Source organism: Salmonella sp. 32120201201600049SM (genome assembly GCF_017572835.1).
GTDB lineage: Bacteria > Pseudomonadota > Gammaproteobacteria > Enterobacterales > Enterobacteriaceae > Salmonella > Salmonella enterica.
Genome location: NZ_JAGESA010000017.1, coordinates 25,935 through 49,469, shown reverse-complemented (window position 1 = coordinate 49,469; position 23,535 = coordinate 25,935). Strand labels below are relative to the sequence as shown.

The window sequence follows — 23,535 nt, the reverse complement described above, 5'->3', positions numbered from 1 at the left end:
CCGTGAGGTTCTGGTCTGAACCCCGCTGACCCGGCGGCCTGTGTGCCGTTGTTCCGTGTCAGTGGTGGCGCATTATAGGGAGTTATTTCTGCCTGACAAGAGGAAATTTAAAATAATTTTCTGAGTGTCTCTTTTTTCATCAATGGCGTGCTTAACGTGCCATAAAATAAGCAAATTGCCGTTAATGCAACTGCAATCACACTTCCAGGTGGCATACTAATAACCAAACGAAAGAGAAAGGAAGAAAATTCATGCCTTTAAGCGCACAACAATTAGCCGCACAGAAAAATCTATCCTATGTTCTGGCTGAAAAGCTGGCGCAGCGGATATTAAAGGGTGACTACGCCCCCGGTACGATTCTTCCCGGCGAAATAGAACTGGGCGAGCAGTACGGCGTAAGTCGAACGGCAGTTCGCGAAGCGGTGAAAACGTTGACGGCTAAAGGTATGGTGCTACCCCGTCCGCGCATTGGTACGCGGGTGATGCCGCAGGGAAACTGGAACTTTCTGGATCAAGAACTGCTGACCTGGTGGATGACGGAAGAAAATTTTCATCAGGTGGTAGATCATTTTCTGGTGATGCGTATTAGCCTGGAGCCGCAAGCCTGCCTGCTGGCGGCGACTCTTGGCACACCGGAGCAGAAAGCGCGGCTTAATGCCTTAATGGAAGAGATGGTCGCGCTGAAAAAGCATTTTAAGCGTGAACGCTGGATTGAAGTGGATATGGCGTGGCACGAGCATATCTACGAAATGAGCGCCAATCCCTTTCTAATCTCTTTTGCTACGCTATTTCATTCGGTTTATCACACTTACTTTACCTCAATCACCTATAACGAGGTGGTAAAGCTGGATTTGCACCAGGCCATTGTTGATGCCATCGCTGATGGCGACGGCGAACGCGCTTTCCAGGCCTGCCAGGCGTTGTTAATAGCGCCCAATGAGAGACCAGATAATTAACAGGATATTGAATGACCAGCAAAAAAGCGCGCAGTATGGCTGGCCTGCCGTGGATCGCGGCAATGGCCTTCTTTATGCAGGCGCTAGACGCCACCATTTTGAATACCGCTTTACCGGCTATTGCGCATAGCCTTAACCGTTCCCCACTCGCCATGCAGTCCGCTATTATCAGTTATACCCTGACAGTAGCCATGTTAATTCCGGTAAGCGGCTGGTTGGCTGACCGCTTCGGTACGCGTCGCGTCTTTATGGTCGCCGTAAGCCTGTTTACGTTAGGCTCGCTGGCCTGCGCGCTCTCCAGTTCACTATCTGAATTGGTTATTTTTCGCGTCGTACAAGGCGTCGGCGGAGCGATGATGATGCCAGTGGCGCGGCTGGCGTTATTGCGAGCCTATCCGCGTAGTGAGCTGCTGCCCGTTCTTAACTTTGTCACTATGCCGGGGCTGGTAGGTCCGATTCTGGGGCCGGTATTAGGCGGCGTACTGGTGACCTGGGCAAGCTGGCACTGGATCTTCCTGATTAATATTCCCATTGGTGTTGCAGGCATTCTGTATGCCCGCAAATATATGCCCAACTTCACCACGCCGCGTCGCAAGTTTGACATGACCGGCTTCTTTCTTTTTGGGTTAAGTCTGGTTTTATTTTCCAGCGGAATGGAACTGTTTGGCGAAAAGATTGTGGCGACATGGATCGCATCCGCCATTATTTTTTGCAGTATCGTTCTACTATTGGCCTATATCCGCCACGCCCGCCGTCATCCGACACCGTTAATATCACTATCGCTGTTTAAGACACGCACATTTTCCGTCGGTATTGCCGGCAACCTCGCCACGCGTCTGGGGACAGGCTGCGTACCTTTTTTGATGCCGTTAATGCTACAGGTTGGTTTTGGCTACCCGGCTCTGATCGCCGGCTGCATGATGGCACCGACGGCTTTGGGTTCTATTATCGCGAAATCGACCGTAACGCAGGTTTTACGACGTTTGGGATACCGGAAGACTCTGGTCGGCATTACGGTATTTATCGGTCTGATGATTGCCCAGTTTTCGTTTCAATCTCCCGCCATGCCGATCTGGATGCTCGTGCTGCCGCTATTCATTCTTGGAATGGCGATGTCCACTCAATTTACGGCAATGAATACGATTACTCTTGCGGATCTGACAGACGATAACGCCAGCAGCGGCAACAGCGTTCTGGCGGTTACGCAGCAATTGTCTATCAGTTTAGGCGTGGCGATCAGCGCGGCGGTGTTACGTATTTATGAAGGTTTTGCGGGCACCAGTACCGTGGAACAGTTCCACTATACCTTTATCACGATGGGGGCGATCACTATCGTGTCCGCGCTGATGTTTATGCTGCTAAGAGTCAAAGACGGCAACAATCTGATTAAAGAACGGCATAAATCTAAACCGACCCACGCACCGTCAAAACCGGAGTAAGCTGAAGTCGCTGTTGTTGCAAGGCGGGCTGCGCCATCCGATGAATCAACACATCAATAGCCAGCTCACCCAATTCATCTTTCGGCTGATGGATAGTCGTCAGCGGCGGCGTCATATAGCGCGCCAGCTCAATATCATCATAGCCAATGACTGCCATATCTTGCGGGATACGAAGCCCCGCCTGATATAGCGCCTGATAGGCGCCGACAGCCATCGCATCGTTTCCGGTAAAAACCGCTTGCGGTCGCTGTTGATGGGCGAGTAACGCCTGCATGGCGTCAAAGCCGCCGCCAAATTCAAAATCGCCGGTGATCTCATAGCCTTGCGGAATAGCCAACCCTGCGCGTTTCATCGCCGCCCGATACCCTTCCAGCCGCAAACGCGCTGGCGTTTTGTCCAGCGGGCCGGTAATACAGGCTATTCGGGTAAATCCTTTATCGATAAGGTATTGGGTGGCAAGATCGCCGCCTAACAACGAATTATCCTGAATGAGATCGCTATCGCCCTCACCATCAAACGGCGACCAGTCCATCATGACGGTAGGAATAGACGGATAACGCTCCATGATTTCACGAGAAGGCTGATGCGTTTCGGTACACAGCAGCAGTAAACCGTCTACCCGTTTTTGCATCAGCGTCTCCAGGTTGCGGTTCATCCGTTGCTCGTCGCCTTCGGTATTGCACAGCACCAGACTATAACCGCGCTCAAAACAGCTTCGCTCAACGCCGCGCACCAGTTCGGAATAAAAAGGGTTGGTACTGGCGGTAATCAGCATACCAATCGTGCGGGTCTGGTTTAACTTGAGGCTTCGCGCCAGCGCAGAAGGCGCATAGTTAAGTGATTTAATCGCCGCTTCAACTTTTTCGGTTATCGTCTCACTCACAAAGCGATCTTTGTTAATAACGTGAGAGACCGTCGATGTAGAGACTCCCGCCAGGCGGGCAACATCTTTCATAGTAGCCAAGCGTTACCCCTGCTGATGTAAAAACGCTTCTATCTCTTCGCGCCACGGAACGGAAGGTTGCGCGCCTTTACGCGTTACGGCAATCGCGGCGGCGGCATGGGCAAAGCGAATCGCTTCCGGCAACGGCGTCTCCTCCAGTATCGCGGTGATAAAGGCGCCGTTAAACGTATCTCCGGCAGCAATGGTATCGACAGCCTCAACGCTAAATCCAGGAACGCGGCGGCCCTCGCCGTCTACGCTGGCCCAGACGCCACGGCTTCCTAAGGTAATTAATACGGTTCGAATGCCTTTATCATGCAAAACCTGCGCAGCTTTCGCGGCATCGTCGTCATTTTCCACACGCACGCCCGTCAGCTTTTCAGCTTCCGTTTCATTTGGCGTGATGATGTCCACCAGCGCCAGCAGTTCATCCGGTAACTCACGGGCAGGCGCCGGGTTAAGCGCAACAGTAGTATGATGTTGATGGGCGATTTTCGCCGCCGCCAGTACGCTTTCCAGCGGCGATTCCAGTTGCATCAGTAACACATCCGCCTGCGCGATACGTTCACGCTGCGCATCAACCAACGCCGGCGATAACGCGGCATTCGCTCCGGCATGAATACCGATGACGTTCTCGCCTTCGCCATTAACGAAAATCAGCGCCACCCCGGTAGACTCGCCTTTAATAACGCTAACTGGCGCGATATCAATACGATCGCTGACTAATTGTTTACGAATACTGTCGCCAATATCGTCATCGCCCGTGCAGGCGATAAACGCAATATTTGCCCCGCTACGTCCCGCAGCAACCGCCTGATTCGCGCCTTTCCCGCCAAACGCGACCTGATAATGGCTACCGGTTACCGTTTCACCCGGGGTAGGGAAGGACTCAAGATTAAGGATATGATCGGCATTAATGCTGCCAAGGACGATGAGATTACCTGCGGTTTTCATATTCGGGGTTCCACGTCAAAGTGCGCCACCGGTTAGGGTGGCGCGTGCCCTGCTTTTCTTTTTTTACGTTCACCTCAGCGGAGGCTCGCGTATTTCTGTCGCCATCAGGCCATAGTTGACCCGTGTCGTTTATTACTGCTTGATGACCAGTTTCAGGTCAACCGGATATTTGGCCTGAACTTTTTCGCCTTTCAGCACCTTATCCGCCACTTCAACGCCTTTGGCGCCGATTTGATCCGGTAACTGAGCGATAGTCGCTGCCAGTTTGCCATCTTTTACGGCCTTTTCGCCATCCGGCGTACCGTCAAATCCAACCACCATCACATCTGCTTTACCGGCAGTTTGCAGCGCGCGCAGTGCGCCCAGCGCCATTTCATCGTTCTGGGCGAAGACAGCCTGAACATCCGGATGCGCGGTCAGCAGGTTCTGCATGACGTTCAGACCCTTAGTACGGTCGAAATCGGCAGGCTGGCTGGCCAGGACATTAAATTTGTGAGCGGCTACCGCCTGCTGGAAACCTTCGCCACGCTCACGCGCCGCAGATGTTCCGGCAATGCCTTGCAACTCAATCACTTTGGCGCCTTCGCCAGCTTTTTTCGCGATATAGTCGCCAGCGATCTTACCGCCCAGCACGTTATCAGACGCGATATGGCTGACGACATCACCTTTGGTTGCCTGGCGGTCAAGCGTGATAACCGGAATCTTCGCCTGGTTAGCCATCTTCACCGCGTTACCCACCGCATCGGAGTCAGTCGGGTTGATCAGCAGAATTTTGGTCCCGCGAACGGTTAAATCCTGCACGTTCGCCAGCTCTTTGGCAGGGTTGTTCTGGGAGTCCAGCACCACCAGGTTATAACCCAGTTTATCCGCCTCTTTTTGCGCCCCGTCTTTTAACGACACGAAGAAGGGATTATTGAGGGTAGAGATCACCAGCGCAATGGTGTCCTTCGCCATTGCATTCGCGCTCACGGTGGCGCTCAGCGCAACAGCAGATACCAGGGTAGCCAGTTTTTTCATGTTCATATTTCAGATGTCCTGTAGTCGTTGTTACTGCTTTTTGTTGTCTACCAGTACCGCCAGCAAAATCACCACCGCTTTGACGATCATCTGGTAATAGGAGGAAACACCTAACAAATTCAAACCATTATTAAGGAAGCCGAGAATCAATGCGCCGATCAATGTCCCAACAATGCGTCCTTTACCGCCTGCAAGGCTGGTGCCGCCCAGCACCACGGCGGCAATAGCATCCAGCTCATAGCCGGTACCCGCCGTCGGCTGCGCGGAAGAGAGGCGCGCCACTTCAATGATGCCCGCCAGCGATGCTGTCAGGCCGCAAAGTGAATAGACGATAATTTTCACTTTGCTCACGCTAATGCCAGACAGACGCGTCGCCGCTTCGTTACCGCCCAGCGCGTAGATATAGCGTCCCAGACGAGTGTGATGCAGCATATACCAGGCGGCGATAAAGACGATAGCCATGATCCAGACCGGCGTAGGAACGCCCAGCGGACGACCGATACCGAACCAGCCAAACAGATCGGCGTTATCGGTAAAGCCGGTGTTGACCGGGCTACCGTCGGTGTAAACCATCGTCACGCCACGCAGTAGCAGCATCATCACCAGCGTAGCGATAAACGCCTGTACGCGGCCCTTCGCGACGATAACGCCAGTGACGGCGCCAATCGCAGCGCCCAGCGCCAGCGCGGCGGCAACCGCGACCAGCGCATTCACTTCAACGCCGACGATTGAAGCGGCAACCGCACCGGTGAGCGCCAGCAGGGAACCGACGGACAGATCGATCCCCGATGTCAGAATCACCAACGTCATCCCCACCGCCATAATGGCGTTAACGGAGGTCTGTTGAAGAATATTGAACAGATTATTAACGGTAAAAAAGTTGGGGCTTAACGTCGACACAATCGCGATCAGCACCAGCAGGGCAATGAGCGACTTCTGCTCAAGAAGCCACGCTTTAGTGAAATAACGGCGACCAGAAACAGCCTGGGTTGTCATCTTTTTTACTCCTGATTCACGCGATTAAGCTTGCCCACTGCGGCAGCCATTAACACTTCCTGGGTGGCCTGCTCGCGAGTAAATTCACCGCTGAGATGCCCTTCATGCATGACGATGATGCGATCGCTCATGCCTAATACTTCTGGCATCTCAGATGAGACCAGAATGATGCTCAGGCCGTCGGCCTTAAACTGGTTGATAAGCTGATAAATCTCTTTCTTGGCGCCGACGTCCACGCCGCGGGTCGGCTCGTCGAGAATGAGCACTTTCGGGCGCGTCATCAACCCGCGAGCAATCGCCACTTTTTGCTGATTACCGCCAGAAAGCAGGCCTATCGCCTGTTCCATTGACGGCGTCTTGACGTTGAACAGACGGATAAAATCCCCCACCGCCTGCTGCTCATCTTTGTGTTTCAGGCTTCCGCCAGCGCGGCTGAAATAATCCAGCGCAGTCAGCGACATATTCTCTTTAACTGACATGCCGAGCACCAGTCCATCGCGCTTACGGTCTTCAGAGATATAAACGATGCCATTGGCCAGCCCGTCCTGCGGAGAACGCGTCACCACTTCGTGTCCATCGAGCGTCACGTAACCGCTGGTTCGCGGCATCGCGCCGTACAATACTTTCATCAGCTCGGTGCGACCGGCGCCCATCAGGCCGGAGATGCCAAGAATCTCGCCTTTTCGCAGCACAAAAGAGACATCATTCACGCCCGGTCCGCACAGATTATCGACCTTCAGGCGAATCTCACCCGGCGCGTTATCCAGATGCGGGTACTGATCTTCCAGCTTACGTCCCACCATCATTTCGATAAGAGAATCTTCGGTCAACGTGGCCACTTCACGCTCGGCGATAAATTGCCCATCGCGGAAGACCGTCACGTCATCGCAAATTTCGAAGATCTCTTTCATACGGTGGGAGATATAGACAATGCCGCGCCCCTGCGATTTTAATTCGCGGATAACGCGGAACAGAGAGTCGGTTTCAGTGTCGGTCAGCGCATCGGTCGGTTCATCCATAATGATGACTTTGGATTCGAAGCTCAGCACTTTGGCGATTTCCACCATTTGCTGATCGCCGATAGAGAGTTCGCCCACCAGCTTATCGCTCTTAAAACGCAGATTGAGTTTGGCTAAATGGTGGTCGGCTTCGGCATACATCTTTTTCCAGTCGATTTTGCCAAAGCGATTCACAAACTCACGGCCCAGGAAGATGTTTTCCGCAATGGTCAACTGCGGGATCAGGTTCAGTTCCTGATGAATAATGCCGATCCCGGCTTCCTGAGACGATTTAGGCCCATTAAAGGTGGTCTCTTTACCCAGCCATAACAACGATCCCGCATCTCGCGTATAGATGCCGGTTAATACTTTCATCATGGTGGATTTTCCGGCGCCGTTTTCCCCCACCAGCGCCATAACGCGGCCAGGATAAACGTTTAACGCGGCGCCGGAGAGAGCCTTCACGCCGGGGAACGCTTTATCGATCCCTTTGAGTTGCAGTAATGCGTCCATAGCGGCCTCAGAACGTGACGCCAGCGCAAAGAATGACGTTCGCATACGGGGAACACTCCCCGCTGCGAATCACCGCCTGACTGTCTGCAGTCAATTTTTTGAATTGTTCGTGTGTCGTATAACTAATTTTTATGGTGTTTCCCTGGTGTTGCTGCAGTTGCTCAAGGTGAGTGAGCAACGTTTCGTGGAGCTGCGGATTCTGTTGTTTGATTTCCGTTGCAAGAATCGCCGACTCAACCTGCATTTCCCGGGTCACGACATCCACCACCTGCATAAAAGAAGGTACGCCCTGGGTTAGTGCCATATCGATACGCGCGGTGCTATTCGGGATGGGTAAACCCGCATCACAGACCACCAGAGTATCAGTATGCCCCAGACGGGAAATGACCGACGAGATTTCAGAGTTGAGTACGGTGCCTTTCTTCATTTTTTCTGCTCCACTAGCGAAACGTTTCGCTGGCCGCAGTGTAACCCTGGATGTGTTCATAAAACCATCATGACGTAACAGAATTGTGATCGCCGTCGAAACGTTTCGCTAGCGGAAATCAGGTGAAGATAATCGCCATCAGGCGATTATCTTGTGGGAATCTACGGATTGGCCAGGCCGGGTAAGCCAACGCGGCCCCCGGCATGTTGATGGGAGGTTAAATCTCGACCTGCGTTCCTAACTCAATCACGCGGTTAGGCGGGATCTCGAACTGATCCGGCGCGCGCAGGGCGTTGCGTTGCAACAACAAATACAGCTTGCCGCGCAGACGCAAATACCACGGGCGTTTGCCGACAATCAACGACTCGTGCGACATAAAGAACGACGTTTCCATCATCCGACAGCTAAGCCCTTCCAGACCGCAGCGGTGGAACACCTCTTCAACGTTTGGCGTTTCGCGCCAGCCGTAGCTAGCCACCACGCGCCAGAATGTCGGAGACAACTGCTCAATCTGCACCCGGCGAACGTTATGCACATAAGGCGCATCTTCCGTACGCAACGTCAGTAAGATTACGCGCTCATGCAACACTTTGTTGTGCTTCAGGTTATGCAATAAAGCAAAAGGGATCACACTGAGCGCGCGCGACATGTATACGGCAGTACCCGGCACCCGAACCGGCGGTGACTTCTCCAGTGAAGCAATCATCGCTTCCAGCGAATTACCGTGTTCATGCATACGACGCAACAGACGGAAACGCTCGCTCTTCCAGGTGGTCATGATCGTGAACATGATCAGGCCCAGGCTCAGCGGCAGCCAACCACCGGACAACAATTTATCGAGGTTAGCCGAGAACAGCGGGATATCCACGCACAGGAACGCGATGAGGATCAGCGCGACAAAATATTTGTTCCAGTGCCAGTTCTTACGCGCCACGGTCGTAGAAAGAATAGACGTCAGCACCATCGTGCCGGTCACGGCGATGCCATAGGCCGCCGCCAGGTTGCTGGAGTGCTCAAAGCTAACAATAACAACCACGACCGCGAAATAAAGCAGCCAGTTAACGAAAGGGATATAGATCTGACCGGACTCCATCTCGGAGGTATGGATAATGCGCATTGGCGACAAATAGCCAAGACGCACAGCCTGACGCGTCAGCGAAAAGACGCCGGAAATGACCGCCTGGGAGGCGATCACCGTCGCCAGCGCGGCCAGAATCAGCAGCGGAATTAACGCCCAGTCCGGCGCCAACAGGAAGAAGGGGTTTTTAATCGCTTCCGGATGCTTTAGTAGCAATGCGCCCTGACCAAAGTAGTTCAGTACTAACGACGGCAATACCACGGTAAACCACGCCAGGCGAATCGGGAACTTACCGAAGTGTCCCATATCGGCGTACAACGCCTCTACGCCGGTAATCGACAGCACCACCGCGCCCAACGCAATAAACGATACGGTTTTATATTCAAGGAAAAAACGTACCGCCCAGACAGGATTCAGCGCATGTAACACTTCGGGATTGGCGATAATACTGCGCAGGCCAAGTACCGCCAGGATTAAAAACCAGGTCAGCATGATCGGCGCAAAGAGTTTCCCTACCATTCCCGTACCGTGCTTCTGAATCATAAACAACAGAGTCAGCACAATAATGGAGAGCGGGACAATCCAGGTGTCCAGCTGCGGCGCGACAATCTCCAGGCCTTCAATCGCCGACATCACCGAAATCGCCGGCGTAATGACCACTTCGCCATAGAAAAAGCTGCCGCCTATCAGTCCCATGATAACTAACATGGATGTGGTGCGCGCCGAGGTATTACGCCCGGCAAGCGACATCAGCGTCAAAATTCCACCTTCACCCGCGTTATCGGCGCGCATCACGAAGGTGAGATATTTGATGGAAACCACAAAGATGAGTAGCCAGAAGATCAGCGACAGAAAACCAAACACGGCATCTCGTTCAACGCCAAAACCAAACTGACCGGACAAACATTCACGAAGCGTATAAAGCGGGCTGGTACCAATATCACCGTAGACAACCCCAATAGCTGCGAGGGTAATCGCAGGCAACGATTGCTTATTATCAGTGCTCATAGACTCATCTTTCGTTTATACACGTCACCCTTCACCCTACCTCCTTGTCGGCTGCATTCGCTTACCCCAGTCACACGTTTAAGTCAGTGCCAGGGGATTCACTCCTTTGCCGCCTTGATGTAGTTTGAATGAATGAGTGTATAGATATGAAATGTGTGCTTAGTCCCTTGGCCCACAAAAAAGCGCACAGTATGCACGATTAATCATAAAATCGTACCCCTAAATGAAGCCAGATTAACCTGGCTCAAAGAAAAATAAACAGCGCGTCAGACGATTACAGCCCCGGTGGTGAAACGTCTATACTCGCAATTAGCATGATCCATTTGTCGAAAGGACGCCTCTTTATTATGGCTCACCCACATTTATTAGCGGAAAGAATTTCCCGTCTGAGCAGCGCCCTTGAGAAGGGGCTGTATGAACGTAGTCACGCCATACGCCTTTGCCTACTGGCGGCGTTAAGCGGTGAGAGCGTCTTTTTGTTGGGCCCGCCCGGTATCGCCAAGAGTCTGATTGCCCGCCGCCTGAAGTTTGCTTTCCAGCGCGCCCGCGCTTTTGAATATCTGATGACACGCTTTTCCACGCCGGAAGAGGTGTTTGGCCCGCTCTCTATTCAGGCGCTGAAAGATGAAGGTCGCTATGAACGCTTAACGACCGGCTATCTTCCCGAAGCCGAAATCGTTTTTCTGGATGAAATCTGGAAAGCCGGGCCCGCTATCCTGAACACATTGCTGACCGCAATTAACGAACGCCATTTCCGCAACGGCGCATTTGAGGAAAAAATTCCGATGCGGCTGCTGGTGGCGGCCTCTAACGAATTGCCCGAAGCGGACAGCAGCCTGGAAGCCTTGTACGACCGAATGTTGATTCGTCTGTGGCTGGATAAAGTTCAGGATAAAGCCAATTTCCGCTCCATGCTGATTAGTCAGCAGGATGAGAGTGATAACCCGGTCCCCGCCTCGTTACAGGTTAGCGACGAAGAATATCAACAGTGGCAAAAAGATATCGGCGCAATTTCACTGCCTGATCCGGTCTTTGAGCTGATATTTACTCTGCGCCAACAGCTGGATAATTTGCCGAATGCGCCTTATGTCTCCGACCGTCGCTGGAAGAAAGCCATCCGCCTGTTACAGGCCAGCGCCTTCTTTAGCGGACGCGACGCGGTTGCGCCGATTGACCTTATCCTGCTAAAAGATTGCTTGTGGTATGACGCGCAGAGTCTGAATCTCATGCAACAGCAACTAGAAATATTGATGACCGGACACGCCTGGCAGCAGCAGGCCATGCTGACTCGCCTCGGCGGTATCGTCCAGCGCCGCCTCCAGTTGCAGCAACAGCAAAGCGATAAAACCGCCTTCACCGTCATTAAAGAAGGCGGTATGTTCAGCCGCCGCCCGCATTACACTTTACCGCCGGAAGCCAGTGCATCAACGTTGACGTTATTGCTACAAAAACCGCTAAAACTGCATGATATGGAAGTGATCCATATTACCTTTGACCGCAGCGCGCTGGAACTTTGGCTGACCAAAGGCGGCGAGATCCGCGGCAAACTGAACGGGATCGGCTTTGCCCAAACGCTGAATATGGAAGTCGATAACGCTCAACATCTGGTGGTGCGCGACATCAGTCTACAAGGTACCCGTCTGGCGTTACCGGGAGCGGCTGAAGACAGTATGCCTGCGGAGATCAAACAGCAGCTGGAAACGTTAGAAAACGACTGGCGCCAACAGCATACCCGCTTCAGCGAGCAGCAACATTGCCTGTTTATTCACAGCGACTGGTTAGGGCGCATTGAGGCCAGCCTGCAGGATGTAGGAGAACAGATCCGCCAGGCGCAACAATGCTGACGCTGGATACGCTAAATACCATGCTGGCCGTCAGCGAAGAGGGAATGGTCGAAGAGATGATCCTCGCGCTACTGGCTTCCCCACAGCTGGTCATTTTCTTTGAAAAGTTTCCGCGTTTAAAAAACGCCGTGACCGCCGATCTCCCGCGCTGGCGGGAAGCGCTACGCAGCCGTCTTAAAGACGCACGCGTTCCGCCGGAACTCACGGAAGAGGTCATGTGTTATCAGCAAAGCCAACTTCTCTCTACACCACAGTTCATCGTGCAACTGCCGCAAATACTGGCGTTGCTTCATCGCCTGCATTCACCGTATGCCGCGCAGGCGAAGCAGTTGACGGAGAGCAACAGTACCTTTACCCCTGCGCTACACACGCTTTTTTTGCAACGCTGGCGGTTAAGTCTGGTCGTGCAGGCCACCACGTTAAACCAGCAACTACTGGAAGAAGAGCGCGAGCAGTTGCTGAGTGACGTTCAGGAACGGATGACGCTGAGCGGGCAACTGGAACCGACGCTGGCGGAAAATGATAATGCCGCAGGCCGCCTGTGGGATATGAGCACGGGCCAGCTTAAACGTGGTGATTATCAACTGATCGTAAAATACGGCGAATTTCTCGCCGCCCAGCCGGAGCTAATGCAACTGGCGGAACAACTGGGACGTTCGCGGGAAGCCAAATCGGTACCGAAAAAAGACGCGCCGATGGAAACCTTTCGTACACTGGTACGCGAACCCGCAACGGTGCCGGAGCAGGTTGACGGTATTCAGCAAGGCGATGATATTCTGCGCCTGTTGCCTCCAGAGCTGGCGACGCTCGGCATCACCGAGCTGGAATATGAATTTTACCGCCGGTTAGTGGAAAAACAGCTCCTCACCTATCGCCTGCATGGCGAAGCGTGGCGTGAGAAAGTGACCGAACGGCCGGTAGTACACCAGGATGTCGACGAGCAGCCGCGCGGACCGTTTATTGTCTGCGTCGATACTTCAGGCTCGATGGGAGGATTTAACGAGCAGTGCGCAAAAGCGTTCTGCCTGGCGTTGATGCGCGTTGCGCTGGCGGATAACCGCCGCTGCTTTATTATGCTGTTTTCCACTGACGTTGTGCGTTATGAACTCTCCGGCCCGGAAGGTATCGAGCAGGCCATCCGCTTTTTAAGTCAACGTTTTCGCGGCGGCACGGATATCGCCAGCTGTTTTCGCGCCATTATTGAAAGAATGCAGGGACGGGAATGGTTTGATGCCGATGCGGTGGTCATTTCGGATTTTATCGCCCAGCGCTTGCCGGATGACGTGGTGAGCAAAGTGGGAGAGTTGCAGCGTCTTCACCAGCATCGATTCCATGCGGTGGCGATGTCGGCGCACGGCAAACCCGGCATCATGCGCATTTTCGATCATATCTGGCGCTTTGACACCGGGATGCGAAGCCGCCTGCTGAGACGCTGGCGGCGCTAACGGCTTATAAAATAGCAGGAATGCTTTCGCGAACCTGCGCGGGCCATACGCCGCACTGCACCTGACCAATATGCGGCAATTGCAGCAGCAACATCGTCAGACGCGACTGCCCAATCCCGCCGCCGATGGTCTGCGGCATTTCGCCGCGCAGCAGCGCCTGATGCCACTCCAGTTGCAGGCGATCTTCATCACCGGTCAACGCCAGCTGGCGCATCAGCGTATCGGCATCTACGCGGATACCCATAGAGGAAAGCTCAAACGCATCTTCCAGCACCGGGTTCCACACCAGGATATCGCCGTTCAGACCGGCGTAGCCCAGCTCAGATGCGGAGCTCCAGTCATCATAATCCGGCGCGCGTACATCATGGCGGTGGCCATCGCTCAGTTTACCGCCGATCCCCACCAGAAAAACGGCGCCAAGTTCTTTGGCGATCGCGCGTTCGCGCCCTTTCGCATCCAGATCCGGATAGCGAGACAACAGCTCCTGGCTGTGAACAAACTGAATTTGCTCTGGCAGGAACGGCGCCAGACCAAACTGTTTATGCACTTCCGCTTCCGTCGCCTTAATTCCTGCCCATATAGCCTCTACTGTGCTTTTTAGGGTGGAAAATTGGCGCTCGCCATCGCCCATGACACGCTCCCAGTCCCACTGATCCACATAGACCGAGTGGAGCGGAGAGAGTCGGTCTTCATCGGGGCGAAGGGCTTTCATGTGCGTGTACAGCCCTTCGCCCGCGCTGAAGTCATGTTGCCCCAGGGTTTGACGTTTCCACTTCGCCAGTGAATGCACCACTTCGAACTGGGCGTCAGGCAACGCTTTCACTTTTACCTGCACCGCTTTTTCACAGCCGGACAAATTATCCTGCGTACCATCCCCTACGCGACTCAGGATCGGCGCCTGGACCTCAATCAGACCCAGACGCTCCTCCAGCTGGCGAGAGAAATGTGATTTCACGAAGCTAATTTGACGTTGTTTGGCAATGTAAGCGGTTTTCATTTTTTTACTCCTGCGTCCTGTTGCCTATGATTAAGCAACAAAACGAGAGCACTATTCAATAATCAACAGATAAAAAGCTAACTTCGGTTTTGATTCGTTAAAAATAATGGCTAAAATAGAGATAATCATTAATCTGCATAAGAAAAAGCGATGGAAAATTATCAGATCGACAATCTGGACCGCGGCATCCTTGACGCCTTAATGGGAAATGCCCGCACTGCCTACGCCGAACTGGCCAAACAATTTGGCGTTAGCCCTGGAACCATTCACGTTCGCGTCGAGAAAATGAAGCAGGCCGGGATCATTACGGGCGCACGGATTGACGTCAGCCCTAAACAGCTGGGCTACGATGTGGGCTGCTTTATTGGCATCATCCTCAAAAGCGCCAAAGACTATCCCTCCGCACTGGCCCGGCTGGAAAGCCTGGATGAGGTGACGGAAGCGTATTACACCACCGGTCACTACAGCATCTTTATAAAAGTGATGTGCAAATCAATCGACGCGCTTCAGCACGTACTTATCAACAAGATCCAAACAATTGATGAAATTCAGTCCACTGAGACACTGATCGTCTTGCAGAACCCGATCATGCGCACCATCAAGCCATGATCGGCTTTTTTAATCCCACATTTTTCCACAGGTAGATCCCAGCTCGTTCACAGAGTACAATGCAGCCTCTTTACCTGAGCGAGCGATCAATGGCAGACATTACTCTTATCAGCGGCAGCACCCTGGGCGGCGCCGAATACGTCGCGGAACATCTGGCGGAAAAGCTGGAAGCTGCCGGTTTTTCAACCGAAACGGTGCACGGTCCGTTATTCGAGGATCTGTCAACTTCCGGGATCTGGCTGATAATCAGCTCAACGCACGGTGCCGGAGACATTCCGGACAACCTGACCCCTTTCTATGAAGACCTTCAGACGCAGAAACCCGATCTTTCCGCGGTACGTTTCGGCGCAATTGGCATTGGTAGTCGAGAATACGACACGTTTTGCGGCGCGATTGAGAAAATAGAAGCGGAACTGAAAGGCGCTGGCGCAAAACAGGTTGGAGAAACACTGAAGATCAACATCCTTGAACATGAGATTCCGGAAGATCCAGCGGAGATTTGGCTCGGATCCTGGATTAATTTACTCAAATAAGTGTAAAGATCGTGCGATCCATTGTGGATAAATCTGGTGGAAAGCTTGGAACAACCGGTAGTTATCCAAAGAATAACCGTTATTCACTTTTTGAGGTGTGTATAAGTACCCGTTTTGATCCCAGCTTATACGGGCCACGATCACCGATCATTCACAGCTAGTGATCCTTTCCAACGCATTGATCTTTATTACAGGATCCGGGTTATCCACAGCCTGGCGCGATCCTAATAAGAGATCACAATAGAACAGATCTCTAAATAAAAAGATCTTCTTTTTAATAGCCCGGATCCCGGGGCTTTCTCCATCGGCTAAAGTTGAGTAGAATCCACCGCCCGGGCTTCAATCCATTTTCACACCGCGTTATGCGAGGCAATTACCATGTTTTATCAGGATCCTTTTGACGTCATTATTATTGGCGGGGGTCATGCAGGCACTGAGGCCGCGATGGCCGCAGCGCGTATGGGTCAACAGACTCTGCTTTTGACACACAATATTGACACGTTGGGACAGATGAGCTGCAACCCGGCGATCGGCGGTATTGGAAAGGGACATCTGGTAAAAGAGGTGGATGCGCTCGGCGGTCTGATGGCGAAAGCGATCGATCAGGCAGGTATTCAGTTTAGGATACTAAACGCCAGCAAAGGTCCGGCCGTTCGCGCTACCCGGGCTCAGGCGGATCGAGTCTTATACCGCCAGGCGGTGCGTACCGCGCTGGAGAATCAGCCGAATCTGATGATCTTCCAGCAAGCTGTTGAAGATCTGATTGTCGAAAACGATCGCGTTGTCGGCGCCGTGACCCAAATGGGGCTCAAATTCCGCGCGAAAGCGGTGGTACTGACCGTCGGAACCTTCCTGGATGGCAAAATTCATATTGGTCTGGATAACTACAGCGGCGGTCGTGCTGGCGATCCGCCATCCATCCCGCTGTCTCGCCGTCTGCGTGAGCTTCCGCTACGCGTCAGCCGCCTGAAAACCGGCACACCGCCGCGTATTGATGCGCGTACTATCGATTTCAGCGTGTTGGCTCAACAGCATGGCGATAACCCGATGCCGGTTTTCTCGTTTATGGGGAATGCTTCTCAGCATCCGCAACAGGTGCCGTGTTACATCACGCATACCAATGAGAAAACCCATGACGTGATTCGTAATAACCTCGATCGTAGCCCAATGTACGCTGGCGTGATCGAAGGGATCGGCCCACGCTACTGTCCTTCGATCGAAGACAAGGTGATGCGTTTTGCCGATCGTAACCAGCATCAGATCTTCCTTGAGCCGGAAGGACTGACCTCTAACGAGATTTACCCTAACGGTATCTCCACCAGCCTGCCGTTTGACGTGCAGATGCAGATTGTCCGTTCCATGCAGGGTATGGAGAACGCGAAGATCGTTCGCCCTGGTTACGCGATTGAGTATGATTTCTTCGACCCGCGCGATCTGAAACCGACTCTGGAAAGTAAATTTATTCACGGCCTGTTCTTTGCTGGTCAAATCAACGGTACTACCGGCTATGAAGAGGCTGCGGCGCAGGGCTTGCTCGCTGGTCTGAATGCCGCGCGTCTTTCCGCCGACAAAGAGGGCTGGGCGCCTGCGCGTTCTCAGGCTTATCTCGGCGTGCTGGTGGACGATCTCTGTACGCTGGGCACCAAAGAGCCGTATCGCATGTTTACCTCCCGTGCCGAATATCGTCTGATGCTACGTGAGGACAATGCCGATCTGCGTCTGACTGAAATGGGCCGCGAGCTGGGTCTGGTGGATGATGAACGCTGGGCGCGCTTCAACGAGAAGCTGGAAAATATCGAACGCGAACGTCAGCGGCTGAAATCGACATGGGTAACGCCGTCTGCGGAATCCGCCGATGAAGTGAATGCGCATTTGACCACGCCTCTCTCCCGTGAGGCCAGCGGCGAAGATCTGTTGCGTCGTCCGGAAATGACCTACGCGCAGCTCACTTCGCTTGCCGCATTCGCGCCTGCGCTTGAAGATGAGCAAGCCGCTGAGCAGGTGGAAATCCAGGTCAAATACGAAGGCTATATCGCTCGCCAGCAGGATGAGATTGAAAAACAACTACGTAACGAGAATACGTTGCTGCCTGCCACGCTGGATTATCGTCAGGTTTCCGGTCTGTCGAACGAAGTTATCGCCAAGCTGAACGATCATAAACCGGCGTCTATCGGCCAGGCATCGCGTATCTCCGGCGTTACGCCAGCGGCAATCTCCATTCTGCTGGTATGGCTGAAAAAACAAGGTATGCTGCGTCGTAGCGCTTGATAACACTAATTTGGCGGGGGCGCTTCGCTTGCCCGCCCTACAAATTTGTAGGCCCGATAAGCGAAAGCGCATCGGGCATTTGATTATTAACAGGTAATGACCGTGCTCAACAAACTCTCTCGTCTGCTGGCTGATGCCGGTATTTCTCTTACCGATCACCAGAAAACGCTGCTGGTCGCCTACGTTGATATGCTGCACAAATGGAACAAAGCATACAACCTGACGTCAGTGCGGGATCCCAACGAAATGTTGGTACGCCATATTCTCGACAGCATAGTCGTTGCGCCGTATCTTCAGGGACAGCGTTTTATCGACGTAGGAACAGGACCGGGGCTGCCGGGCATCCCGCTGGCTATTGTTCTCCCTGACGCGCATTTCACCTTACTCGACAGCCTGGGCAAGCGGGTACGTTTTCTGCGTCAGGTCCAGCACGAACTGAAACTGGAAAACATCACGCCGGTTCAAAGCCGCGTTGAAGCCTATCCCTCCGAACCACCGTTTGATGGCGTTATCAGCCGCGCTTTCGCATCGTTGAATGATATGGTGAGCTGGTGTCACCATCTGCCGGGAGAGAAAGGGCGTTTTTATGCCTTAAAAGGGCAATTGCCAGGGGATGAAATTGCCTCACTACCTGACAATTTTAGCGTCGAATCTGTTGAAAAATTACGCGTTCCGCAACTGGAAGGCGAGCGGCATCTGGTGATTATTAAGTCAAACAAAGTTTAATTTTTATCAAAAAAAATAGGAAAAAAACGACGCGGCTTGTGTTAAAAATCGACAGGTATAACGCATTTCAGCGTTGTTACATTTAACTCTGGATTTACGGTTTCGTTTCAACATGACAACGTCGCTTCTTTTGTTAAAACAGAGAGTAATCAACTTTGTAAATATCAGTCTGCTAAAAATCGAATCGAAAAATCACTTTTGCTTGTTAAATTTTTATTATAAATGTCAATGGGGCGTTTTTAAGGTGTAAGCTGGTATTTTTAAAACAGTACCTGGTTTTACGCTTAAATATCAAAAAGATGAAAAGGCATGAATTGACACGTAAATGAATTGCGTAAGCATGAATATGTTTAATGTGTGATCTGGTGCACGCTTTATCGCCAGTGTTTTCGCGCTATTTGCAGTTTTGTACGATCGTTCACACTTTGGCTAAAAGTTAAAAATGCGGGCCAGAGAAAAATATTTAAACATTTATTCACCTTTTGGCTACTTATTGTTTGAAATCACGGGGGCGCACCGTATAATTTGACCGCTTTTTGATGCTTGACTCTAAGTCTTAAAGAACGTTTTATACGACACGCGGCATACCTCGAAGTGAGCAGGAGTAAAAACGTGATGTCTGTGTCGCTCGTGAGTCGAAACGTTGCTCGTAAGCTTCTGTTCATTCAGTTTCTGGCGGTAATAGCAAGTGGATTGCTGTTTTGCCTCAAAGACCCCTTCTGGGGCATCTCCGCAGTATGTGGGGGATTGGCAGTGGCACTGCCTAATATGTTGTTTATGATATTTGCCTGGCGTCACCAGGCGCATACACCTGCTAAGGGCCGCGTGTCCTGGACTTTCGCCTTCGGTGAAGCCTTCAAGGTGTTAGCGATGCTGGTTTTACTGGTGGTGGCGTTGGCGGTTTTAAAGGCGGTGTTTTTGCCGCTGATCGTTACGTGGGTTTTGGTGCTGGTGGTTCAGATACTGGCGCCGGCTGTAATTAACAACAAAGGGTAAAAGGCATCATGGCTTCAGAAAATATGACGCCGCAGGAATACATAGGACACCATCTGAATAACCTTCAGCTGGACCTGCGTACTTTCTCGCTGGTGGATCCGCAGAACCCCCCAGCCACCTTCTGGACGCTCAATATTGACTCCATGTTCTTCTCGGTGGTGCTGGGTCTGTTGTTTCTGGTGATGTTCCGTAGCGTTGCTAAAAAAGCGACCAGCGGCGTGCCAGGCAAGTTTCAGACCGCGATTGAGCTGATAGTCGGCTTTGTGCATGGCAGCGTCAAAGACATGTACCATGGCAAAAGCAAGCTGATTGCGCCGCTGGCCCTGACGATTTTCGTCTGGGTATTCCTTATGAACCTGATGGACTTACTGCCTATCGACCTGCTGCCGTATATCGCTGAGCATTGGCTGGGTCTGCCGGCAACGCGCGTGGTGCCGTCTGCTGACGTCAACATCACCCTGTCGATGGCGCTGGGCGTATTCATCCTTATTCTGTTCTACAGCATCAAAATGAAAGGCATCGGCGGCTTCGCAAAAGAGTTGACGCTGCAGCCGTTCAATCACTGGGCGTTCATTCCTGTCAACTTAATCCTTGAAGGGGTAAGTCTGCTGTCCAAACCGGTTTCTCTCGGTCTGCGACTGTTCGGCAACATGTATGCCGGTGAGCTGATTTTCATTCTGATTGCTGGTCTGTTGCCGTGGTGGTCACAGTGGATTCTGAATGTGCCGTGGGCCATTTTCCACATCCTGATTATTACGCTGCAAGCCTTCATTTTCATGGTTCTGACGATTGTCTATCTGTCGATGGCGTCCGAAGAGCATTAATTTACCAACACTACTACGTTTTAACTGAAACAAACTGGAGACTGTCATGGAAAACCTGAATATGGATCTGCTGTACATGGCTGCCGCTGTGATGATGGGTCTGGCGGCAATCGGTGCTGCGATCGGTATCGGCATCCTCGGGGGTAAATTCCTGGAAGGCGCGGCGCGTCAACCTGATCTGATTCCTCTGCTGCGTACTCAGTTCTTTATCGTTATGGGTCTGGTGGATGCTATCCCGATGATCGCTGTAGGTCTGGGTCTGTACGTGATGTTCGCTGTCGCGTAGTAAGCGTTGCTTGAATTAAGAGCAATATCAGAAGGTTAACTAGATAGAGGCATTGTGCTGTGAATCTTAACGCAACAATCCTCGGCCAGGCCATCGCGTTTATTCTCTTTGTCTGGTTTTGCATGAAGTACGTATGGCCGCCGTTAATGGCAGCCATCGAGAAACGTCAGAAAGAAATTGCTGACGGTCTCGCTTCTGCTGAACGAGCACATAAGGATCTTGACCTTGCAAAGGCCAGCGCGACCGACCAGCTGAAAAAAGCGAAAGCGGAAGCTCAGGTAATCATTGAGCAGGCAAACAAACGCCGCGCTCAGATCCTGGACGAAGCCAAAACTGAAGCAGAGCAGGAACGTACTAAAATCGTGGCGCAGGCGCAGGCGGAAATTGAAGCCGAGCGTAAACGCGCCCGTGAAGAGCTGCGTAAGCAAGTTGCTATCCTGGCTGTTGCTGGCGCCGAGAAGATCATCGAACGTTCCGTGGATGAAGCTGCTAACAGCGACATCGTGGATAAACTTGTCGCTGAACTGTAAGGAGGGAGGGGCTGATGTCTGAATTTGTTACGGTAGCTCGCCCCTACGCCAAAGCAGCTTTTGACTTTGCCGTTGAACACCAAAGTGTAGAGCGCTGGCAGGATATGCTGGCGTTTGCCGCCGAGGTAACCAAGAACGAACAAATGGCAGAGCTTCTCTCTGGCGCGCTGGCGCCGGAAACGCTCGCTGAGTCGTTTATCGCAGTCTGCGGTGAGCAGTTAGACGAAAACGGTCAGAACCTGATTCGGGTGATGGCTGAAAATAATCGTCTGAACGCGCTCCCGGATGTTCTGGAGCAGTTTATTCATCTGCGTGCCGCCAGTGAAGCTACCTCCGAGGTAGAAGTTACGTCGGCAACCGCATTGAGTGAAGAGCAGCTTTCGAAAATCAGCGCCGCGATGGAAAAACGTCTGTCACGCAAAGTGAAGCTGAATTGCAAAATCGATAAGTCTGTAATGGCAGGCGTTATCATCCGGGCGGGTGATATGGTCATTGATGGCAGCGTACGCGGCCGTCTTGAGCGCCTTGCAGACGTCTTGCAGTCTTAAGGGGACTGGAGCATGCAACTGAATTCCACCGAAATCAGCGAACTGATCAAGCAGCGCATTGCTCAGTTCAATGTGGTGAGCGAAGCTCACAACGAAGGTACTATTGTTTCTGTCAGTGACGGTGTTATCCGCATTCACGGCCTGGCCGATTGTATGCAGGGTGAAATGATCTCCCTGCCGGGTAACCGTTACGCTATCGCACTGAACCTGGAGCGCGACTCCGTGGGTGCGGTAGTCATGGGGCCATACGCTGACCTTGCCGAAGGCATGAAGGTTAAATGTACGGGTCGTATCCTGGAAGTTCCGGTTGGCCGCGGCCTGCTGGGACGTGTGGTGAACACCCTGGGTGCGCCAATCGACGGTAAAGGTCCGGTTGATAATGACGGCTTCTCTGCCGTTGAAGCGATTGCGCCGGGCGTTATCGATCGTCAGTCTGTCGATCAGCCGGTGCAGACCGGCTATAAAGCCGTTGACTCCATGATCCCAATCGGTCGTGGTCAGCGTGAACTGATCATCGGTGACCGTCAGACCGGTAAAACCGCGCTGGCTATCGACGCCATCATCAACCAGCGTGACTCCGGCATCAAATGTATCTATGTCGCTATCGGCCAGAAAGCGTCCACCATCTCTAACGTGGTGCGTAAACTGGAAGAACACGGCGCGCTGGCTAACACCATTGTTGTGGTGGCGACCGCGTCTGAATCCGCTGCTCTGCAATATCTGGCACCGTATGCCGGTTGCGCAATGGGCGAATACTTCCGCGACCGCGGCGAAGATGCGCTGATCATTTACGATGACCTGTCTAAACAGGCTGTTGCTTACCGTCAGATCTCCCTGCTGCTACGTCGTCCGCCAGGACGTGAAGCATTCCCGGGCGACGTATTCTACCTCCACTCTCGTCTGCTGGAGCGTGCTGCGCGTGTTAACGCCGACTACGTCGAAGCCTTCACTAAAGGTGAAGTGAAAGGGAAAACCGGTTCACTGACTGCGCTGCCGATTATCGAAACGCAGGCAGGTGACGTTTCCGCGTTCGTTCCGACTAACGTAATTTCCATTACCGATGGTCAGATCTTCCTGGAATCTAACCTGTTTAACGCCGGTATCCGTCCTGCGGTTAACCCGGGTATCTCGGTATCCCGTGTAGGTGGCGCAGCCCAGACCAAGATCATGAAAAAACTGTCCGGTGGTATTCGTACCGCGCTGGCGCAGTATCGTGAACTGGCGGCGTTCTCTCAGTTTGCATCCGACCTTGACGATGCCACCCGTAAACAGCTTGACCACGGTCAGAAAGTGACCGAACTGCTGAAACAGAAACAGTATGCGCCGATGTCCGTCGCGCAGCAGTCTCTGGTTCTGTTCGCAGCAGAACGTGGTTATCTGGCGGATGTTGAACTGGCGAAAATCGGTAGCTTCGAAGCCGCACTGCTGGCTTACGTCGACCGTGATCACGCTCCGCTGATGCAAGAGATCAACCAGTCCGGTGGCTATAACGACGAAATCGAAGGCAAGCTGAAAGGCATCCTCGATTCCTTCAAAGCAACCCAGTCCTGGTAACGTCTGGCGGCTTGCCTTAGGGCAGGCCGTAAGGCATTGAGGAGAA

22 protein-coding genes are annotated in these 23,535 nt (G+C 52.7%); 14 read left to right on the top strand and 8 right to left on the bottom strand.

Translation table 11 applies throughout. From position 1 onward, the window contains the following. The first annotated feature begins 251 nt into the window (after positions 1 to 251). Together J4650_RS21555 and mdtD are read left to right on the top strand one after the other, a co-directional pair. Complete coding sequence (locus J4650_RS21555) at positions 252 to 956, top strand: FadR/GntR family transcriptional regulator (protein WP_001131144.1); 705 nt, start codon at positions 252 to 254, stop codon at positions 954 to 956. 11 nt (positions 957 to 967) lie between these two features. Beyond that, positions 968 to 2,395, top strand: a complete 1,428-nt coding sequence (mdtD, locus tag J4650_RS21550) for a multidrug transporter subunit MdtD (protein WP_000202072.1) — start codon at positions 968 to 970, stop codon at positions 2,393 to 2,395. Here mdtD and rbsR read toward each other — a convergent pair. From rbsR to kup, 7 genes are all read right to left on the bottom strand, one after another. Continuing rightward, positions 2,361 to 3,359, bottom strand: a complete 999-nt coding sequence (rbsR, locus tag J4650_RS21545) for a ribose operon transcriptional repressor RbsR (RefSeq protein ID WP_000224491.1) — start codon at positions 3,357 to 3,359, stop codon at positions 2,361 to 2,363. The genes mdtD and rbsR overlap by 35 nt on opposite strands. A 3-nt stretch (positions 3,360 to 3,362) precedes the next feature. Continuing rightward, the gene (rbsK, locus tag J4650_RS21540; RefSeq protein ID WP_023993765.1) at positions 3,363 to 4,292 is read right to left on the bottom strand and encodes a ribokinase; all 930 of its coding nucleotides are present in this window, start codon (positions 4,290 to 4,292) and stop codon (positions 3,363 to 3,365) included. Positions 4,293 to 4,424: 132 nt separating this feature from the next. Beyond that, positions 4,425 to 5,315: a ribose ABC transporter substrate-binding protein RbsB gene (gene rbsB / locus J4650_RS21535; RefSeq protein WP_001056260.1), complete on the bottom strand. Its 891-nt coding sequence runs from the start codon at positions 5,313 to 5,315 to the stop codon at positions 4,425 to 4,427. A gap of 24 nt (positions 5,316 to 5,339) precedes the next feature. Then, the gene (gene rbsC / locus J4650_RS21530; RefSeq protein ID WP_000211345.1) at positions 5,340 to 6,305 is read right to left on the bottom strand and encodes a ribose ABC transporter permease; all 966 of its coding nucleotides are present in this window, start codon (positions 6,303 to 6,305) and stop codon (positions 5,340 to 5,342) included. 5 nt (positions 6,306 to 6,310) lie between these two features. After that, positions 6,311 to 7,816, bottom strand: coding sequence for a ribose ABC transporter ATP-binding protein RbsA (gene rbsA, locus J4650_RS21525; RefSeq protein WP_023993766.1), 1,506 nt, complete (start codon positions 7,814 to 7,816; stop codon positions 6,311 to 6,313). A 7-nt stretch (positions 7,817 to 7,823) separates the two neighbouring features. After that, positions 7,824 to 8,243 (bottom strand): D-ribose pyranase, encoded by a 420-nt coding sequence (gene rbsD, locus J4650_RS21520; protein WP_000715945.1) that lies wholly within the window; start codon positions 8,241 to 8,243, stop codon positions 7,824 to 7,826. A gap of 217 nt (positions 8,244 to 8,460) precedes the next feature. Continuing rightward, positions 8,461 to 10,329: a low affinity potassium transporter Kup gene (kup, locus tag J4650_RS21515; protein WP_000102338.1), complete on the bottom strand. Its 1,869-nt coding sequence runs from the start codon at positions 10,327 to 10,329 to the stop codon at positions 8,461 to 8,463. Between the two features lie 347 nt (positions 10,330 to 10,676). Between kup and ravA the strand changes: the two genes are divergently transcribed. Together ravA and viaA are read left to right on the top strand one after the other, a co-directional pair. Beyond that, on the top strand, positions 10,677 to 12,173 hold the full coding sequence (ravA, locus tag J4650_RS21510) for an ATPase RavA (protein ID WP_000940975.1): 1,497 nt from the start codon (positions 10,677 to 10,679) through the stop codon (positions 12,171 to 12,173). Then, positions 12,167 to 13,618 carry an ATPase RavA stimulator ViaA gene (gene viaA, locus J4650_RS21505; RefSeq protein ID WP_023193363.1) on the top strand — a complete coding sequence of 484 codons (1,452 nt, stop codon included), beginning with the start codon at positions 12,167 to 12,169 and terminating at the stop codon, positions 13,616 to 13,618. Before ravA ends, viaA begins: the two co-directional genes overlap by 7 nt. Before the next feature lie 4 nt (positions 13,619 to 13,622). Here viaA and asnA read toward each other — a convergent pair whose 3' ends face one another. Then, positions 13,623 to 14,615, bottom strand: a complete 993-nt coding sequence (gene asnA, locus J4650_RS21500) for an aspartate--ammonia ligase (RefSeq protein ID WP_000845123.1) — start codon at positions 14,613 to 14,615, stop codon at positions 13,623 to 13,625. A 150-nt stretch (positions 14,616 to 14,765) separates the two neighbouring features. On the opposite strand from asnA, the gene asnC reads away from it, so the two are divergent. From asnC to atpA, 10 genes are all read left to right on the top strand, one after another. Continuing rightward, positions 14,766 to 15,224, top strand: coding sequence for a transcriptional regulator AsnC (gene asnC / locus J4650_RS21495; RefSeq protein WP_000433018.1), 459 nt, complete (start codon positions 14,766 to 14,768; stop codon positions 15,222 to 15,224). Positions 15,225 to 15,313: 89 nt separating this feature from the next. Continuing rightward, positions 15,314 to 15,757, top strand: a complete 444-nt coding sequence (gene mioC, locus J4650_RS21490) for an FMN-binding protein MioC (RefSeq protein WP_001531212.1) — start codon at positions 15,314 to 15,316, stop codon at positions 15,755 to 15,757. 378 nt (positions 15,758 to 16,135) lie between these two features. Beyond that, a complete protein-coding gene (mnmG, locus tag J4650_RS21485) occupies positions 16,136 to 18,025 on the top strand; it encodes a tRNA uridine-5-carboxymethylaminomethyl(34) synthesis enzyme MnmG (RefSeq protein ID WP_000499872.1) in 1,890 nt (629 codons plus the stop codon). A gap of 102 nt (positions 18,026 to 18,127) precedes the next feature. Further along, positions 18,128 to 18,751, top strand: coding sequence for a 16S rRNA (guanine(527)-N(7))-methyltransferase RsmG (gene rsmG, locus J4650_RS21480; RefSeq protein WP_001519938.1), 624 nt, complete (start codon positions 18,128 to 18,130; stop codon positions 18,749 to 18,751). A 615-nt stretch (positions 18,752 to 19,366) separates the two neighbouring features. Beyond that, on the top strand, positions 19,367 to 19,747 hold the full coding sequence (gene atpI, locus J4650_RS21475) for a F0F1 ATP synthase subunit I (protein WP_000116685.1): 381 nt from the start codon (positions 19,367 to 19,369) through the stop codon (positions 19,745 to 19,747). An 8-nt stretch (positions 19,748 to 19,755) separates the two neighbouring features. Next, positions 19,756 to 20,571, top strand: coding sequence for a F0F1 ATP synthase subunit A (atpB, locus tag J4650_RS21470; protein WP_000135632.1), 816 nt, complete (start codon positions 19,756 to 19,758; stop codon positions 20,569 to 20,571). 46 nt (positions 20,572 to 20,617) lie between these two features. Further along, positions 20,618 to 20,857 (top strand): F0F1 ATP synthase subunit C, encoded by a 240-nt coding sequence (gene atpE, locus J4650_RS21465; protein WP_000429386.1) that lies wholly within the window; start codon positions 20,618 to 20,620, stop codon positions 20,855 to 20,857. Between the two features lie 59 nt (positions 20,858 to 20,916). Then, entirely contained in the window at positions 20,917 to 21,387 is a 471-nt protein-coding gene (gene atpF, locus J4650_RS21460; RefSeq protein WP_001052212.1) for a F0F1 ATP synthase subunit B, read from the top strand. Positions 21,388 to 21,401: 14 nt separating this feature from the next. After that, positions 21,402 to 21,935 carry a F0F1 ATP synthase subunit delta gene (gene atpH / locus J4650_RS21455; protein WP_001288957.1) on the top strand — a complete coding sequence of 178 codons (534 nt, stop codon included), beginning with the start codon at positions 21,402 to 21,404 and terminating at the stop codon, positions 21,933 to 21,935. A gap of 12 nt (positions 21,936 to 21,947) precedes the next feature. Beyond that, positions 21,948 to 23,489: a F0F1 ATP synthase subunit alpha gene (atpA, locus tag J4650_RS21450; RefSeq protein WP_001176751.1), complete on the top strand. Its 1,542-nt coding sequence runs from the start codon at positions 21,948 to 21,950 to the stop codon at positions 23,487 to 23,489. Positions 23,490 to 23,535: the final 46 nt, after the last annotated feature.